Genomic DNA, 15,299 nt, shown 5'->3' on the forward strand with positions numbered 1-15,299 from the left:
TTGTCGACCAACCAGAGCCGATGTCGACCTGGGGGACCGCCGCGGAGGGGTATGAGCAGACCGTGGTTGTGCCCGGTTCGACGTCACCGGTGTGGATGCGTCGATGCCGGACGGGCACAAGACGTGGTCGTACATTCTGGCCCGTCACAGCGACAGCGAGCCCTGGCTCATCGTCAGCAATGGCATGTAGATCGGCGAGGCGGGCGGTGGGGTCGCCGCCCGCCTCGACCCGCGCAAGTCGTGGGCGGCAGTCAATCTGTCCGGCCCGTCGCTAATCTGCGTTGCATCTCGACAGCGAGGGTCTCGACCGCCGACCAGACCCTCTATCGACAGAGTGACGCACTCAGTGCCGCCGGGTGTTCTCGGATCTAGACCGCGACAGCGAGCGGTGCCACCACCGCGCGCCCGCAACTGGTCAACCTGCTCTCGCATCTGCGGTCTAATCGGACAGTCAGGTATTGAAACCCTCCGAATGAAGGCAGGCCTGAGCTTCCCTTGGAGCCATCCTGGGCTTGATCCGTATTCGGCAAGTTAAGGCTCAGTGTGGGGCCAGATTTCGGAGGGCCAGGGCGAGGACACGCGACATGTCTTCGGCGTCGTAGCCCGTCCCGGGTTCGCACCCACGGTCGGCGACCAGGTGGTTGGACATCGCCATCCCGTGCAGCAGGACCCAGAGCAGTGGGCCGACATCCCTGATGTCGCCGGCGATGAGGGTGTCGCTCCGCTGCGCCTCGACGACGAGTTCGTTGAAGTAGCTGTTGAAGTCGACGGCGGCGTCGACGAGCACCCGGCTCGGGTTGATCGTGTAGTCGTCGCCGAACTCGAGCCGGTAGTGGTTCGGGTACTCCCAGGCGACGCGGACGTACGCCAGGCAGGCCCGAAAGAGCGGCGTGGTGGCCGTCGTGGCGTCCGCGGCGGCGCGCTGCATCTCTTCCTTCAGGGCGGTCAGGGCCTCGGCGGCCACGGTGCTGAGGAGATCGTTCTTGTCCTGGAAGTGGCGGTACGGCGCCGTCCGCGACACGTCGGCGGCCGCGCCGACCGCGCGCAGGGTGACGTGCGCGGGCCCGCCCTGCGCCAAGAGGTCGCCGGCCGCCGCGATCAGGGCACGACGGGTGTCCCGGGTCTGTTCCTGCATCTCCGAAGGATAGGACGCGGTTGACGCCGTCAACAAGCCGCACTAGGTTGACGTCGTCAACGTGGGGCGATATCCGGCTCGCTGGGGGGACGTCCGGGCGGATTGCCGAATCCAGCCGGACGGGACTGGCTGATCCGGCTACGACCAACTTCGGATGCAACGCAGGGGGATTCATTGCTACCGCCCAGAAGGAAATTGTCGCTGGTATTGCTTAGATCGTCGAGGAGGTGACCGGCATCAAGCCTTCCGAGGTGACGATCGAGAAGTCGTTCGTCGACGACTTGGACATCGACTCGCTGTCACTGGTGGACGTCGCCGTGCGGCTCGAGGACACGCACGGCGTCAAGATCCCGGACGAGGATATGCAAGGACTCAGGACCGTTGGTGACGCAGTGGCCTACGTCCAGAAGATGGAAGCGGAGAACGCTGAGCTTGCGACGGAGCTGAAGGCGAAGGTCAGAGAGGGTCGGGTCGAGTAGTCGGGCTCGATACCCGGGCGATCCGTCGCGGAATACTGTTGGTTTCAGATTGGATTCGGTCGAGAGGGTGTGCCAGTGATAGCTGATGTAGCGATGAACCCTGCTGCGGTCGAACTTGGAAGCTTCTTCCCGCATTTGCCGGACGTCGTTTGGCGGGCTCTGACGGAGCCGCACCTGCTCGAGCGATGGTTGATGCCTTCAATCGGGTTCGTTGCGTCTGCGGGGGCGCAATTCACATTCGTAATACCTATTCAGCCGGTTGGCGACATCTCATGCAAAGTTCTGGCGGTCCGGCCGGGTGAGCGGTTGATCTTCAGTTGGGTGGACCTGCGGGCTGAGAATCCTGCGCGATGGGTTGTTGACTGGATGGTCCAGCCGCACGGCCGTGGTACGCGACTTCTGTTGATGCAAACAGGTTTTGACATCAATGATCGCCGACAGAAGATGGTGCGTAACGCCATGGAGCGCAACTGGAAAGTGGTCTTGTCGCGACTCGGAGAAGTGCTTGACCGTATTGAAACATGAGGATCGACGGTTGGAGATCAGGATTCGCAGACCGCCTTGGTGTTTCGCAACCGTGCGACCGTCGCCTTGTACCGGATATCAGATGGTTGCTTCGGTGTGAGGTCAGTAGAACTGCCCGTTCTCCTGTTGACGGTTCGTGGACGCAAGACCGGAATCCCTCGAATCGCACCCGTCATCTACCTCGAATACTGATTGTCAGGGGTCAGGCATGGTTCGGGCAGAGCAGTCCGGGCTGTGTGCGCCATCCGGCGAATCGCCTGTATCTCCCGAACGCCGACGGGACGAACGTCGATCTGGACCTTGCCCGTCCGGTCCTCGCTCGGCTTCCCGCTCGCATGCCCTCGCGACGAATCACCGAGGAGGTCAGCCGTCAAGTGCTGAAATCATGCACCTAACGGGATCTCTAGGCAGGTGATGCAGGTCAGACCCGATCCTCGGGCCGCTCGATTCACGCATTTCAGAGGGCGGTTATCAGGCGACCAGCCACGATTCACTCACCAGATGCAATTCCCAAGGGTTCGGTGACACATTGGTGGCGTGGCCGCTCGACCGCTTGGGTCGCTCCCTGCCGCACCTGCTTCAGGTGGTGACCGATCTCGAGGGACGCGGGATCGGGTTCCGGTCGGTGACAGAGTCGATCGACACCACGACCGCCGGAGGCAAGCTCATCTTCTCCATCTTCGGTGCCCTCGCGGAGTTCGTTGTTATCTGGACACTTCCTCAATCTGCCTCGACTGTCCGCTCTGCCCGGTGTCGAGGTCGAGCCGATCAACCGGTACCTCGCGCATTTGATTGGCGCCGAGTAGCGCCCCAACACGGTCACCGCGTACGCCTAAGACTATGGCACCTGGGAACTGGGCCACTGCCTATGACTTCCGGCCGAAGGGCCGTGCGAGTGCGATCTCATGCTCACTTGCTCCAAGTGCCCCACCACCAGCGACTACGCCCCGAAGCTCAGACACCGGCTCGCGATCGAGCACCAGTTCATCGCCAACGCCCAAGGGCGAGGTGGGACCGTGACGCCGAACGCCACCAGCGGATAGCCACGCGCATATCGGAATTGTTGACGGAGCTGGCTGAGCCGGTCAGGCCTCGCCTGGAATGAACGGTGTCTCCTGGTAGACGCAGTAGTTCAGCCAGTTGGCATACAGCAGGTGCCCGTGGCCGCGCCATCGGTTGAGCGGGGTGGCGGCGGGATCGTCGCCGGGGAAGTAATGCGCTGGTGCTGGGACCGGCAGTCCTTGCTCGCTGTCGCGGCGGTACTCACGTGCCAAGGTGTCCGCGTCATATTCCGGGTGACCGGTCACGAAGACCTGGCGGCCGTCCGCGGTGGCTGCCAAGTAGACGCCGGCCTCTTCGCTCACCGCCAACACGTCGACCTCACCGGTGGCCTCGATGTCGGCGGCGTGGACATCGGTGTGCCGTGAGTGCGGCGCTAGGAACTCGTCGTCGAACCCGGTGACGATCGGCGACCGCGCGCCTGTGATCCGATGGGGGAATACACCGGAGAGTTTCTGTGGGACTTCGTGTTTGCGGACACCGTAGTGGTGGTAGAGGGCCGCCTGCGCACCCCAGCAGACGTGCAGAGTCGACTGCACGGCGCTGCGGGTCCAGTCAAGGATCTTGGTCATCTCCGGCCAGTAGTCGACGTCCTCGAAGTTGAGTTTCTCGATCGGCGCCCCGGTAATGATGAGGCCGTCGAAGTGCATATGGGCCACGTCATCGAAAGTTGAGTAGAACGATTCGAGATGCTCTGCAGAGGTGGTACGCGAGACATGGCTGGCCATGTGCAGCAGGGTGATCTCGATCTGTAGCGGAGTATTGCTGAGCAATCGCAGCAGCTGCGTCTCGGTGCTGACCTTCATCGGCATCAGATTCAAGATGGCGATCCGCATAGGGCGAATATCCTGGTGTCCAGCACGCTCGTCGGACATGACAAAGATTCGCTCCGCCTCCAGGATGGCCCTGGCGGGAAGATCGCGCGGCATAGTGACAGGCATCGCCCAGCAGCTTAGTCCGCCTCCGGTTACCGACAGGGACCGGAGCTTCAATAGCTCAAGCGGCGCGTCGCGAGAACGGCGTCGCAGGACAATCTGTCCGCATAATCGAACGCAACCTCATCCGTGAACGCACCTCCGCGTGCCTCGCGGACGCCCGCCGAAAATGATCCGGCCGAGCGGGTCGAGGGTGTGCACCACGATGACGTCACCGCCGTCGGCGTAGACGAGCAACGCGGTCAAGCCGGGGCGGTCGGTGGTGGCCCCAGGCTTACGATCGACTTGGCTGCGGTGTTCGGCGACGCCGGCCGCGGTGAGGTATCGATCTGCCGCTCGAGATTGCGACTTTCAGCGATCCGAACCGCGCCACATACCGCTGAAAGTCACACGGTCGGGCCATCGGAATCGGTGTCGTGTTAGACGGTCCTTGGGTTCGCGGACTCGGTAGAGAAGACGTCTCCCGGCCGGCCGCCGCCAGTAACGTCGGACCCTCGCAACGGATATACGGACCGTCCGTTTCTTTTCACAGGGGTAGATCTGAATGAAGCGCTCACTTCTCGTCCGAGCTGGCGCACTGGCCATCGGACTCATGGCACTCGGCTCGGGCGTCGCCAACGCCGAGGACGCCTGGCCGGTCGATCCGGGTCTGGGTGGTATCGGCGCCCCGGTCGACAGGACGGACTACGTGCTGATGCCCGATCAGCCCGAGTTCTGGAATCCCGCAATCGGCATTGCCCGTGTCATCTCCCCGTACGGGAGAACCACCAAGATCGTGTGCACCGGGTACCGCGTCGACACCTCATGCTGGCAGGCCGATCGGGACGGAAACCCGCACGAGCTCAAAGAACTCTTCAACACGACCGTTTTCGGGTCCCTCGCAACGACACCTGCGACAGCCGTCTTCGTCTACCCGGGGATGTTCCCCGGGGTGTAGCTGGACCGTAAGTTTATTCAAGGGGGAATCGAATGAAGCGCTCACTTCTCGTCCGGGCCGGCGCGCTGGCCATCGGGCTCATGGCACTCGGCTCAGGCGTCGCCAACGCCCAGGATGCTTGGCCGGTCGATCCGGGCGAGGGCAACGCCATTCGCCCGGAGGTCGCGACAGACTATGTGCTGATGCCTGATCAGCCCGAGTTCTGGAATCCGAGGAACAACATGACCCGAGTCATCTCCCCCTACGGGAGAACCACCAAGATCGTGTGCACCGGCTACCGGGTCGACACCTCATGTTGGCAGGCCGATCCGGCAGGAAACCACACAAGCTCAACCTCGTATTCAGCATGGGAGCCTTCGGCTCCCTCGCTTCGAACCCCGCGTCAAACGTCTTCGTCTACCCGGGGATGATCCCCGGCTTGTAGGCGACGACTGCCCGACATCTTCCGAGGAAGGCCCCCATGGACTCTGCATGGGGGGCAAAGACGACCTACTCAGTACGGTCGCTGCCGAGAACCTGGCCTTCCTGATGGCGGAGATGCACCGTGCAGGCGCGGACACCACGGCGACGTCAACCCCGTTGTTTCGCGCCTGCCTCGCCTACGTCCGTGTCGCGTGGGAGTACCCGAACCATTACCGGCTCGAGTTCGGCGGCGACTACGTGATCAACCCGAGCGGGGTGCTGGAACGCGCCGCAAACACATTCAACGAGTACTTCCATGAACTCGTCGTCGAGGCGCAGCGGAACGGCACCCTCATCGCCGGCGACGCCCGGGAAGTCGGCCCGCCGGTTTACAGCGTCTGGCGTCCTCGACGTTCCTGACCGCTGGCGATTCGAGCTCGAGGACGTAAGCATCTGTAATGGGATGGTTTTCGTGACCGATAGGTTCGATGAAACACACATGAAGGGGAGGGATGACTCATGGGTTCTGCAGCAGATGCCTTGGCCTGGATCAGCGAGGGGTACCTGGCCGGTGACCCGCTTCGATCTGCGCTCTTCGTCGGGGCGGCATTCGTGACAATGCCGCTTCAGCTGATCGCAGTGATGCTGGGACAGCCCTTCTAGGCGGGCCTCGGCGTCCGGAACCGTCCTCCGGAGGCGCGGCGTGCCGGACGGAACGACCAGGCCGTCGCCTGCCTAGGCTGGCCCCATGTCACGCGTCTGCGGTCGGCCCGGGCCTCGAACCGGCGGCCGGTGACGGCCGAGCGATGGTCATCGGACGCGCGCAGCCGAGCGACGCCCTCGGCGCGTACGTCGAGGGCGTCGCTCGGTGCACGACCGGACCGGGAGCGTGGCTGCCCGAGATCTGGCCGGGTACCGGCGTTGCGGAGCCGTTCGCATCGACCGCCTCGCCGCGGAAGCCGGGCTCAGCGCGCGACTGTTGCAGCGCCGCTTTCCGGCCGCCGTCGGGGTCGGCCCCAAGGAGTTCCAACGGCTGACGCGTCTCCAGCACGCCACGCGGACACTTCTGCTGGACGCCGAATCACGATATCTGGCAACGGCTCTCGACGCCGGTTTCGACGACCAGAATCACTTCATCCGGGAGTTCCGTCGGTTCACCGGGCGAACACCCGCCGCGACCTTGGGGCGGGGCATGTCACATTTCTACTATGAGACGTCCGCGGGTCACCGTCAGGATGGGGCACCGACGATCCCCGACGACCGGGCGAGTCGACCGCGTTGTCCACCGCTGAGTGCTTCCCACAGTTTCTGACATACTCGTTTCAGCGATCGAAACGAGAGGCACAGACCGTGACACATGGTCGAGACGTCGTCTTCGTGGTGTTCGACGGCGCGAAACTGCTGGATGTCGGGGGACCGGCGGAGGTGTTCGCCGAGGCAAACAGGTCCGGCGCCGACTACGCGCTCAGCTATCTGTCGCCGTCCGGGAACCCAGTTCTCACGTCGACGGGGATCCGGCTGCCTGTGGATGGGGCCGCCACGGACGATTCGACTGCTGACACCGTCGTCGTGTCAGGGGGGCGACGTGCTGGTCAGCGCTCCTGTTCCCGCCGATCTGATCGCCATGGTTCACCGGCTCCGCCCGCGGGCGCGTCGACTGGTATCGATCTGCACGGGCTCGTTCACGCTGGCGGCGGCCGGGGTGTTGTCAGGCCGGCGCGCGACAACTCATTGGCGGCACGCACGGCTGTTGGCCCGAAGATACCCGGACATCGAGGTGCTTCCCGACGCCCTGTTCGTCGAAGACGGAGGAGTCTTCACCTCCGCTGGCGTCTCGGCCGGCATGGATCTGGCGCTGGCGCTCGTCGAGCAGGACCACGGCCCGGATCTGGCGCGTGAGGTGGCGCGCAATCTGGTCATGTTCATGCAGAGGCCCGGTGGACAGTCCCAGTTCTCGGCGCCCCTCGACGTCCGGCCTGCCCGCACGCTGACTGTCCGTACTCTCGTCGACTTGATCTCGGCACAGCCTTCCCTCGATCACAGCACCCATTCCCTGGCGGCCCGGGTCGGTGTCAGCCCGCGCCATCTGGCGAGGTTGTTCGCCGCCGAGCTGAACACCACTCCGGCGCGATTCGTCGAGCAGGTGCGGCTGGATCATGCGAAGGCGCTCCTGGACGCCGGCCACGGCGTCGCGGAGTCCGCACGAGTCGCGGGATTCGGAAGTTCCGAGACCATGCGCCGTACCTTCGTTGCTCGCCTTGGTATCTCGCCGAGTCAATATCGTGACCGCTTCTCCACCACCGGCGCGCGGAACGGGGGCGCGATCCCCGTGATCGGGCCCGGTTCGGGTGTGAGCCCGTCTTTCTAGAATCTGTGTGCGTTGTCGGCCGGGCACCGGCGATCGCGGACGGTCCCCGTGTCCAGATCTGTGGGGTCGCCGTCAGATGACGCAGTGGGCAGAAGCTGTGCAGTTCGGAAGAGTGGAAGCAGTCAACCCGACGCCCAAGTTCCGGAGGCTCCCGATGTCTGAAGTCATTGCAGGTATCCCCATTCCCGACACCGACCTGGTTCGAGAGGCCACCTCGCTCGTGCGGGATGTGGCCGACGAAACCCTGTTCAACCACTCGCGCCGAGTGTTTCTCTGGGGAGCGTTGAAGTCGGCCGCACGCGGACTCGATGTCGATCTCGAACTCGCCTATGTGGGCGGTCTCTTCCACGATCTCGGCCTGACGTCGGCCTATGCCACCAAAGATCAGCGCTTCGAACTCGACGGTGCGGAGGCGGCCCGAAAGTTCCTGCTCGAGCACGGCCGGTCCGAGCAGGAGGCTCGCAATGTGTGGTTGGCGATCGCGTTGCACACGACGCCCGAGGTCCCGCTGCGGCTCGCGCCGGAGGTCGCGGTGGTGACCCTGGGTGTGGAGACCGACGTGCTCGGCCTCGACCTCGACGAGATCACCGACGCGCAGCGTTCCGAAGTCGTTGCGGCCCATCCGCGGCCGGATTTCAAGAACAAGATTCTGCATGCGTTCTACAAGGGCATGGTCAATCGTCCCGACACCACGTTCGGAACCATGAACGACGATGTTCTGGCGCACTTCGACCCCTCGTTCAGAAGGAAGGACTTCGTCGAGATCATCGAGAACAACGCCTGGCCCGAATGACCATGCCGGGTGCCCGCGTATCGGTATCAGAGAACACTAGGGGAGAAGATCATGACAACCGTGCAGACCGCCATCGGTTTCCAGGCGTCGGCCCGGCTCAGCGGCCACCTGCAGCGAGTCCTGGTCGATCTGATCGCGCTGCAGCTCAACGCCAAACAATCGCACTGGAATGTCGTCGGCCACAACTTTCGGGACCTTCATCTGCAACTCGACGAGATCGTGGAACTGGCCCGCGAAGCCGGCGACACCATCGCCGAACGCATGCGCGCTCTGGACGCCGTACCCGATGGCCGTCCGACGACCGTCGCAACGGCCACGACCATGCCCCTGCTTCCGCCGGGTGAGCAGAACACGGCGACTGTTGTCGACCTTGTCACCGAACAGCTGCGCCACACGGCGGCCGTGGTGCGCGAGGTCCACGACGACGTCGATGCCGAGGATCCCTCCACTGCCGACCTGCTGCACCAAGTCGTCAACGGGCTCGAGAAACAAGCGTGGATGCTCCGCTCGGAAAACCGGTCAGTGAAGTGAACATCGTCGTCAATCGCACCGTCTTCGACGTCAGCGAGCGCCGACCGCATTCGCCGGCCCGATGTAACCAGCCTGGAGACCGCCCGTCCAGGTATGTCTTCTGCCGTGGCGGCACTTTCGAGAGAGTTCGTGGTTAGGCTGACGCGGTGAGCATTGCCGCCGTTGCCGGCCCGGACTCGCGGCTCGATGGGGCGGTTCGTGATCGTTTACGCGGCCTCGGACTTCACCTCGCGGAGGAGCGCGTGAGCCCGCACCACGGCGTGGGCATCGCCGGCGCGATCCGGCTGGCCTCTGCCGGTGGCGCGCTGGTCGCGGTGGCCGGGCGAGGGGGAGGCGCGCGGGAATGGCGCCGGGACGGCGCGGATCGTCTCGCCGTGGCGCTCGACGCCTCGACCGGCGCGTCGTCGGCGGTCTCCGTCGTCATCCTCCCCGCCACGATTCCTGTCCGGCCGGGGCCGGTCGCCGTCCTGTCCCCGGCCGGATCCGTGTCGTCGTACGAAATTCATCTCGGTGCCGCGCTCGCTGCAGCCACGGGCCGCCGCGTGGAGCATCTCAACGGCTGCGGGACATCGGGGTCGGCCGTTCACAGTGCGATTGCGTCCCGCTCGGCCGCCCGCGCATCGGTGAACGGGTGGCGGGAGCGGCCCGCGCCTCGCCCCGAGCGGGCGCTGCACGCGTTGTCGTCCCGTCCGGCGCTGATCGTCCTCCCGGTGTCGCCGGGAAATCTGACCGCCTCCGAAGTCGTCGGCGACCATCCCGATGCCGACATCGTTCTCGTCTTCGACGCCGCGCACGCGCGCCACGGTGCGGCGGTAGCGCAGCGGGTCGCGTCGATGGTGGAATTGGCGCTCGGGGTGACGCTCGCCCTGCCGGAAGAGCTTCCCGAGTCTTCGCTCGCATCGAGGCGGACCTCCGAACCGCCGGTGGCGAGGGCGGTCGCAGTCGAAGCCACCGTCGGTATGCCGGACAGTGCCGCGACGCTCCCGGAGGTGCGTGCGTCCGACATCATCCATGTCCGATTGACCGATACGGCGTTGGAACTGACGAATCGAACACGGCAGCGCATCGGACTGCGGATCACGCTCGGCTGCGCCACCGAACCCCGACGAGTTCGCGCGGTGTTCGAGACGCTGCTCGAAGCCGACCAGTCCAGCGCCGAACCGACGTCGTCGGTGGCTGCGGTGGCAGATCTGGCAGCGCCCACAGCGGTCCTGCGGCACTGGAGCCATGGTGACGCCGAGGTCTACGAGGGAGGCGATCGGCGAATCCTGACAGTCGATGTGATGGTTCTGGATGCGCGTCGAGAGGTTGGGGCGAGGCGCGAATTCGACGTGCCTAACGGGCTCGACTTCGCTGTCACAGCACGCGACATCTCCGCGTTGATCGGGCGGGCGGACGCTACGGTGGTGCTGCCCGATCCGGCTCCGACCGCGAGGCCGTCCGTGCCCGGGTCGGAGATGCTGGCCGCGTTCGAGCACGCGGTGCTGGTGGGATCGAGTGCGCTGTCGCGGCGCTCGCTCTGAAATCCTTGGGCGTCAGCCTCGTTCGAAACGTACCCGGATCTTGACGAGTGCGGCGAACACGTTCTCCCGCGCGCCGAGATACTTCGAAATGGCGGCGGCATCGGCGTCGTCGGAGAGCTGCGCGGTACCGACAGCGAGGACGATGTAACGGCGGCCGAGGGCATTGCCGGTCCAGTCGTCGGTGACCGGACGGTTCAACCACACCCCGTCCGCCGTGCACAGCTCGACCCGTTGCGCGCGCAGCGACGCATAGAGCGTGTCGGTGCCGATCGGGAGGATGTCGCCGTCCGCGTCGAGGCGTCTGAGCCCCAGGTCCGCGATCACGTCGGACAACGTTCCGTCGTCGATCGCACCGGTCGGGTGAACGAGGACGAACGCGGTCGGCTCGCCGAACGGGTTCGGTGCAGACCACGCCGTCACCCCGATCTGCTGGGTTGACCCCGTAGTCGGATCGCTCACAGCGGCAAGGGTACCCGCGGCGTGACGGGAATTCGATGAGAAATCTGCATGGTCGCGCGCCGCCGCGAGGAGCTTCGGCTCGAAGTGGGGGATCGCCTGACTCATATCGTGTCTCCGACATTCGAATAACGATCCACGCGCCCGGACGCCGAAATGTCGCTCTTGCACCAACTTCGACGACTCGTGGTCCCTCAACACGCAGTAGGCTCGGGAAAGGAGAAGCACGGTCTCTGCGCCCACCCGGATCCTGGTTGTCAGGAGGACATCGTGACCGACCTATCGACACCGCAACCGATTCGGGAAAGTGATGGGAAGGGATGGCTGGATCTCGGCCCGCGCGACATCTGGCGTGACCGCGAGAACCCCGACATCATCGTCCCGCCGACCACCGACAGCGGGACGATGGCGAACATGAAGTTCTCGTTCTCCGACGCGCATCAGCGACTGGAGGAGGGTGGCTGGGCACGCGAGGTCACCAACCGCGAGATTCCTGCGTCACTCGACGTCGCCGGCGTGAACATGGCGCTCGCGCCGGGTGCGTATCGAGAACTGCACTGGCACAAGGAAGCCGAATGGGGGCTGGTTCTCGTCGGCAGTTGCCGTTTGACGGCGATCGACGAGCACGGACGCTCGTTCATCGACGACGTGAAGGCGGGGGACGTGTGGAACTTCGAGGCCGGCCTCCCGCACTCGATCCAGGGCCTCGAGGACGGCGTCGAGTTCTTGCTCGTGTTCAGTGATCCCGACTTCTCCGAGAACTTCACCTTCCTGCTGTCCGGCTGGTTCGCCCATACGCCGCAGGATGTCCTCGCCGCGAATCTGAAGAAGACAGTGGGCGAGATCAGCAGCTTCCCGAAGTCGGACAAGTACATCTTCAACGCGTCGCTTCCGGGTTCCATAGGGGACGTGGACCGCCCGGTGCCTGCAGGGAAGGTGGCTTCGCCCTTCAGTCTGCACATAGAGGACGTCGAACCCATCGAATCCGAGGCCGGCCGCGTGCGCATAGTCGACGTCAATGTGTTTCCGGCGGCGAAGACGATCTCGGCGGCGTTCGTCGAGGTGGAGCCGGGCGGTATGCGTGAATTGCACTGGCATCCGAAAGCGGCCGAATGGCAGTACTACATCCAGGGCAAGGCGCGGATGTCGATCTTCAACTCCAACGGACTGTCCCGTACGTTCGACTTCCAGGCGGGCGACGTCGGCATCGTCCCCCTCGTCGCCGGTCACTATGTTCAGAACATCGGCGACGAGAAGCTGGTGTTCGTCGAGGTGTTCAAATACCCCGAGTACTCGGACATCTCGGCGAACAAGTGGCTCGCATCGAACCCGGCGCAGGTCGTCGCCGACCACCTCGACGTTACGGCGCAGTTCGTCGAGTCGCTGCCGCTCGACGACACCCCGGCGCCCGTCATCTGGTACGACCAGTCGAAGGTCCGGAAATGAGCGCATGATTCACCCGCGCCCGGTCGCCATCGGACGTTCAGTCATCAGCCGACCAGCGCGGCTCCGTGCTCGGGAACCCGGCGACGAGGGCCTCGATCGTACGGCGAAGGCGCGGTGCCACTTCCACGATGGCATGCGACAGCTGTGGGTCACTGCGGTAGAACTCGCGAAGCCGGGGCCCCGGCTCGGCCATCTGCCACAACGCGCCGGCCATGCTCGTCGCAACGGTGACGACGTCGACCGCCGCGGACAGATCCAAGCCGGCCACCCGCTGCAGCTCGACTGCGACCGAGCGGTTGGCCGCGATTGCGCGGAGTTTGAACTGGCGGACGCTGTCGAGCGAGACGTTCTTCTCCAGATTGAGTGGAGCCTGCACCAGCAGATCGCAGAACATCGGTCTCTCGAGAAGCGTGGTCACAAGAAGCTCCGCGATCCAGCTCCCGTCCGCCCCCTCGGTGGCAGATAGTCGCGAGCAGACTTCGTCGGACCAGTCGCGCCACTCGGTGCCGGCGATCCTCAGGAAGATCTCCTCGCGGGTCTCGAAGTACCGCAGCATCGCAGATTTGTGCATCCCGACCACAGCGGCAATCTCGGTCAACGTGACCTCGCGCACGCTGTTCTCGGTGGCCAGTCGGCGCGCGGCCTCGAGGATCGCGAGTTCACGCTGGAGTTTCGCCTGAGGGCTCCGTGCGCGCTGGAACTGATCAGTACCCATAGCGAAAATCTTACGCACCCCCGTTGCATTATTAACGCAACAGAGTTGTACTAGATGTATGGACACACATACATGGCTCATAACAGGTTCCTCGCGCGGCTTCGGCCGGGCGCTCACCGCTGCGGCTCTCGAGGCCGGCGAACGGGTGGTCGCGACGGCGCGCAAGCCCGAACAGTTGACGGCGCTCGTCGAGCAATTCGGTGATCGGATTCTTCCGGTCGCGCTCGACGTCACGGACGCGGCACAAGCAATCGCGGCGTTCGACGCGGCCGTGGAGAAGTTCGCCGAGGTCGATGTGGTCGTCAACAACGCCGGGTACGCGAACATCGCGCCGGTCGAGACCGCTCCCGAAGACGACTTCCGTCGGCAGTTCGAGACCAACTTCTGGGGTGTGTACAACGTCTCGAAGGCCGCGATCGCGGTGCTGAAGAAGCAGGGCGGCGGCACCATCATCCAGTTCTCCTCCATCGGCGGCCGAGTCGGTGGAACAGCGGGCCTGGGCTCCTATCAGGCCGCGAAGTTCGCCGTGGACGGCTTGACCCGTGTAATGGCAAGCGAGACAGCGTCGCTCGGTATCGAGTACGTCGTTGTCGAACCGGGCGGGTTCGCCACCGACTGGGCAGGCGCGTCGATGGACATCCAATCGATCCCGGAGGACTACCAGTCGACGGTTGGTGCGATGGCGAAGACCATGGGCAGCGAAGCGACCACGGCAGGTGATCCGAAGCGCGCTGCAGAAACCCTGGTACGCGTGGTCAAGGACGGCCACTTGCCGACACACTTCGTGCTCGGCGCCGGCGCGGCGCAGGCCGCGATCGAGTACTCACTCAGCCAGATCGCCGAGTCCAGCAGGTGGTCCAACGTGAGCACCTCGCTCGACTACGGCCGGCCCTACCCCGTCGGGCTGCCGCCGGCGACGCCCGAGTTCCCGTGACCATGACGTGTCACCGTGGTCGTTGGGATGGGGCTCGAGTGCGGGGACCTCGGCTGCCGCGGATCGGCGGCCGATCGAACTTATGGGCGATGTACCGACTTCGGGGGACAGAACCTCGAAAGCCCGGCCCCGCTGCGGGTCGTGAGAGGACGATGGTGTCTGTGGGGCCGATCCGGCCGCCACGGTGAGAAGACGGAGAACAAACCTAGTCCGGAGCGGATCCGGCTGATTCGCGCCGAGGAAGGGTGCGCATCATGTCGACGCCGACCACGCCGAGCATCGTATTCGCCCACGGCTTGTGGGCCGATGGGTCCTGTTTCAGCAAGGTGATACCGGCATTGCAGGCAGAAGGGCACGAGGTGGTGTCCACGCAGAACAGCCTCGACACCCTGGAAGGCGATGTCGCTGCGGTCAAGCGGGCTCTGGGGCGGGTCAGAAGCCCGGCTATCCTCGTCGGGCATTCGTACGGTGGCACCGTCATCACAGCAGCGGGAACCGATGACCGTGTCGCGGGGCTCGTGTACATCGCCGCGCTCGCCCCGGACGAGGATGAGACGTCGCAGAGCCTGCAGGCCAAGTTCCCCACGACGGATGTGTTCGCGCACGTCGAGATCGCAGACGGTCGGATCTGGTTGCGATCGGACGGTATCGAATGCTTCGCAGGTGATCTCTCCGAACAGGAACAGCAGCTCGTGTTGGCGACTCAAGGGGTGCCCGCCGCAGATCTCTTCGAGCAGCAGGTCCCGGGCACCGCATGGAAATCGAAGCCGAGCTGGTACATCGTGGGCAGAAACGACCGCACCGTGCATCCCGAGCTGGAGCGCTTCTGTGCCGAACGCATGGACGCAAGCACCTACGAGGCGGACAGCAGCCACGTTCCGATGCTGTCCCAGCCCAGCCTGGTGATCGACGTGATCCGCACCGCCGCGAGATCCTGTCAAGGGGCGTGACCAGCCTGGAGCAGCGGGAACAGTCCTCATCGGGCGGGAATTCACGCGGTCTGTTCGTCTGGCTCGCCTCGGGATCAGGGGCGTCGAAACCGCGGGCGGCGACCAGCCGTG

Annotated in this window: 19 protein-coding genes and 2 pseudogenes; 16 read left to right on the forward strand and 5 right to left on the reverse strand. The window is 64.7% G+C overall.

Annotated features, from left to right (window positions below):
* Positions 1-538: 538 nt before the first annotated feature.
* Positions 539-1,135 (reverse strand): TetR/AcrR family transcriptional regulator, encoded by a 597-nt coding sequence (locus ABI214_RS00110; RefSeq protein ID WP_348605190.1) that lies wholly within the window; start codon positions 1,133-1,135, stop codon positions 539-541.
* A gap of 215 nt (positions 1,136-1,350) precedes the next feature.
* On the opposite strand from ABI214_RS00110, the gene ABI214_RS00115 reads away from it, so the two are divergent.
* From ABI214_RS00115 to ABI214_RS25400, 4 genes are all read left to right on the forward strand, one after another.
* Positions 1,351-1,614, forward strand: a complete 264-nt coding sequence (locus tag ABI214_RS00115) for an acyl carrier protein (RefSeq protein ID WP_348612046.1) — start codon at positions 1,351-1,353, stop codon at positions 1,612-1,614.
* A gap of 75 nt (positions 1,615-1,689) precedes the next feature.
* Positions 1,690-2,139, forward strand: a complete 450-nt coding sequence (locus ABI214_RS00120; protein ID WP_348605191.1) for an SRPBCC family protein — start codon at positions 1,690-1,692, stop codon at positions 2,137-2,139.
* A 39-nt stretch (positions 2,140-2,178) separates the two neighbouring features.
* Positions 2,179-2,331 carry a nitroreductase/quinone reductase family protein gene (locus tag ABI214_RS25395; protein ID WP_408587475.1) on the forward strand — a complete coding sequence of 51 codons (153 nt, stop codon included), beginning with the start codon at positions 2,179-2,181 and terminating at the stop codon, positions 2,329-2,331.
* 262 nt (positions 2,332-2,593) lie between these two features.
* Positions 2,594-3,244, forward strand: coding sequence for a recombinase family protein (locus ABI214_RS25400; protein ID WP_431357167.1), 651 nt, complete (start codon positions 2,594-2,596; stop codon positions 3,242-3,244).
* Here ABI214_RS25400 and metA read toward each other — a convergent pair.
* Positions 3,225-4,139, reverse strand: coding sequence for a homoserine O-acetyltransferase MetA (gene metA, locus ABI214_RS00130; RefSeq protein WP_348605192.1), 915 nt, complete (start codon positions 4,137-4,139; stop codon positions 3,225-3,227). The genes ABI214_RS25400 and metA overlap by 20 nt on opposite strands.
* Positions 4,140-4,256: 117 nt before the next feature.
* Positions 4,257-4,418 (reverse strand): annotated as a pseudogene (locus ABI214_RS00135) (hypothetical protein); the annotation flags it as partial.
* Positions 4,419-4,677: 259 nt separating this feature from the next.
* Here ABI214_RS00135 and ABI214_RS00140 point away from each other — a divergent pair.
* The 9 genes and pseudogenes from ABI214_RS00140 (at position 4,678) to ABI214_RS00175 (ending at position 10,687) form a co-directional block, all read left to right on the forward strand.
* Positions 4,678-5,070: a hypothetical protein gene (locus ABI214_RS00140; protein ID WP_348605193.1), complete on the forward strand. Its 393-nt coding sequence runs from the start codon at positions 4,678-4,680 to the stop codon at positions 5,068-5,070.
* 32 nt (positions 5,071-5,102) lie between these two features.
* The gene (locus ABI214_RS00145) at positions 5,103-5,480 is read left to right on the forward strand and encodes a hypothetical protein (protein WP_348605194.1); all 378 of its coding nucleotides are present in this window, start codon (positions 5,103-5,105) and stop codon (positions 5,478-5,480) included.
* Positions 5,481-5,541: 61 nt separating this feature from the next.
* Entirely contained in the window at positions 5,542-5,892 is a 351-nt protein-coding gene (locus ABI214_RS00150; RefSeq protein ID WP_348605195.1) for a hypothetical protein, read from the forward strand.
* Positions 5,893-5,991: 99 nt separating this feature from the next.
* Complete coding sequence (locus ABI214_RS00155; RefSeq protein WP_348605196.1) at positions 5,992-6,135, forward strand: hypothetical protein; 144 nt, start codon at positions 5,992-5,994, stop codon at positions 6,133-6,135.
* 226 nt (positions 6,136-6,361) lie between these two features.
* Positions 6,362-6,784: a helix-turn-helix transcriptional regulator gene (locus tag ABI214_RS25405; RefSeq protein WP_408587403.1), complete on the forward strand. Its 423-nt coding sequence runs from the start codon at positions 6,362-6,364 to the stop codon at positions 6,782-6,784.
* Between the two features lie 38 nt (positions 6,785-6,822).
* Positions 6,823-7,840 (forward strand): annotated as a pseudogene (locus ABI214_RS00160) (GlxA family transcriptional regulator).
* A 154-nt stretch (positions 7,841-7,994) separates the two neighbouring features.
* On the forward strand, positions 7,995-8,633 hold the full coding sequence (locus ABI214_RS00165) for an HD domain-containing protein (protein WP_348612049.1): 639 nt from the start codon (positions 7,995-7,997) through the stop codon (positions 8,631-8,633).
* A 51-nt stretch (positions 8,634-8,684) separates the two neighbouring features.
* Entirely contained in the window at positions 8,685-9,164 is a 480-nt protein-coding gene (locus tag ABI214_RS00170) for a Dps family protein (RefSeq protein ID WP_348605197.1), read from the forward strand.
* Positions 9,165-9,310: 146 nt separating this feature from the next.
* Positions 9,311-10,687: a hypothetical protein gene (locus ABI214_RS00175; protein WP_348605198.1), complete on the forward strand. Its 1,377-nt coding sequence runs from the start codon at positions 9,311-9,313 to the stop codon at positions 10,685-10,687.
* A gap of 12 nt (positions 10,688-10,699) precedes the next feature.
* On the opposite strand, the gene ABI214_RS00180 is transcribed toward ABI214_RS00175, so the two are convergent.
* On the reverse strand, positions 10,700-11,386 hold the full coding sequence (locus ABI214_RS00180) for a hypothetical protein (RefSeq protein WP_348605199.1): 687 nt from the start codon (positions 11,384-11,386) through the stop codon (positions 10,700-10,702).
* 27 nt (positions 11,387-11,413) lie between these two features.
* Here ABI214_RS00180 and ABI214_RS00185 point away from each other — a divergent pair, with 27 nt between their 5' ends.
* The gene (locus ABI214_RS00185; RefSeq protein WP_348605200.1) at positions 11,414-12,589 is read left to right on the forward strand and encodes a cupin domain-containing protein; all 1,176 of its coding nucleotides are present in this window, start codon (positions 11,414-11,416) and stop codon (positions 12,587-12,589) included.
* Between the two features lie 37 nt (positions 12,590-12,626).
* On the opposite strand, the gene ABI214_RS00190 is transcribed toward ABI214_RS00185, so the two are convergent.
* A complete protein-coding gene (locus ABI214_RS00190) occupies positions 12,627-13,304 on the reverse strand; it encodes a TetR family transcriptional regulator (RefSeq protein WP_348605201.1) in 678 nt (225 codons plus the stop codon).
* A gap of 58 nt (positions 13,305-13,362) precedes the next feature.
* Here ABI214_RS00190 and ABI214_RS00195 point away from each other — a divergent pair, with 58 nt between their 5' ends.
* Both ABI214_RS00195 and ABI214_RS00200 read left to right on the forward strand, forming a co-directional pair.
* On the forward strand, positions 13,363-14,238 hold the full coding sequence (locus ABI214_RS00195) for an SDR family NAD(P)-dependent oxidoreductase (RefSeq protein ID WP_348605202.1): 876 nt from the start codon (positions 13,363-13,365) through the stop codon (positions 14,236-14,238).
* 254 nt (positions 14,239-14,492) lie between these two features.
* Complete coding sequence (locus ABI214_RS00200) at positions 14,493-15,188, forward strand: alpha/beta fold hydrolase (RefSeq protein WP_348605203.1); 696 nt, start codon at positions 14,493-14,495, stop codon at positions 15,186-15,188.
* The last annotated feature ends 111 nt before the right edge of the window (positions 15,189-15,299 follow it).

The organism is Prescottella soli (assembly GCF_040024445.1).
Taxonomy (GTDB): domain Bacteria; phylum Actinomycetota; class Actinomycetes; order Mycobacteriales; family Mycobacteriaceae; genus Prescottella; species Prescottella soli.

Bases quoted from the DNA above. Each gene is read 5' to 3' on its own strand.
- ABI214_RS00170 (WP_348605197.1), top strand. From the start codon at position 8,685: ATGACAACCGTGCAGACCGCCATCGGTTTCCAGGCGTCGGCCCGGCTC.
- ABI214_RS00110 (WP_348605190.1), bottom strand. From the start codon at position 1,135: ATGCAGGAACAGACCCGGGACACCCGTCGTGCCCTGATCGCGGCGGCC.
- ABI214_RS00155 (WP_348605196.1), top strand. From the start codon at position 5,992: ATGGGTTCTGCAGCAGATGCCTTGGCCTGGATCAGCGAGGGGTACCTG.
- ABI214_RS00195 (WP_348605202.1), top strand. From the start codon at position 13,363: ATGGACACACATACATGGCTCATAACAGGTTCCTCGCGCGGCTTCGGC.
- metA (WP_348605192.1), bottom strand. From the start codon at position 4,139: ATGCCTGTCACTATGCCGCGCGATCTTCCCGCCAGGGCCATCCTGGAG.
- ABI214_RS00165 (WP_348612049.1), top strand. From the start codon at position 7,995: ATGTCTGAAGTCATTGCAGGTATCCCCATTCCCGACACCGACCTGGTT.
- ABI214_RS00145 (WP_348605194.1), top strand. From the start codon at position 5,103: ATGAAGCGCTCACTTCTCGTCCGGGCCGGCGCGCTGGCCATCGGGCTC.
- ABI214_RS00140 (WP_348605193.1), top strand. From the start codon at position 4,678: ATGAAGCGCTCACTTCTCGTCCGAGCTGGCGCACTGGCCATCGGACTC.
- ABI214_RS00190 (WP_348605201.1), bottom strand. From the start codon at position 13,304: ATGGGTACTGATCAGTTCCAGCGCGCACGGAGCCCTCAGGCGAAACTC.
- ABI214_RS00200 (WP_348605203.1), top strand. From the start codon at position 14,493: ATGTCGACGCCGACCACGCCGAGCATCGTATTCGCCCACGGCTTGTGG.
- ABI214_RS00150 (WP_348605195.1), top strand. From the start codon at position 5,542: ATGGGGGGCAAAGACGACCTACTCAGTACGGTCGCTGCCGAGAACCTG.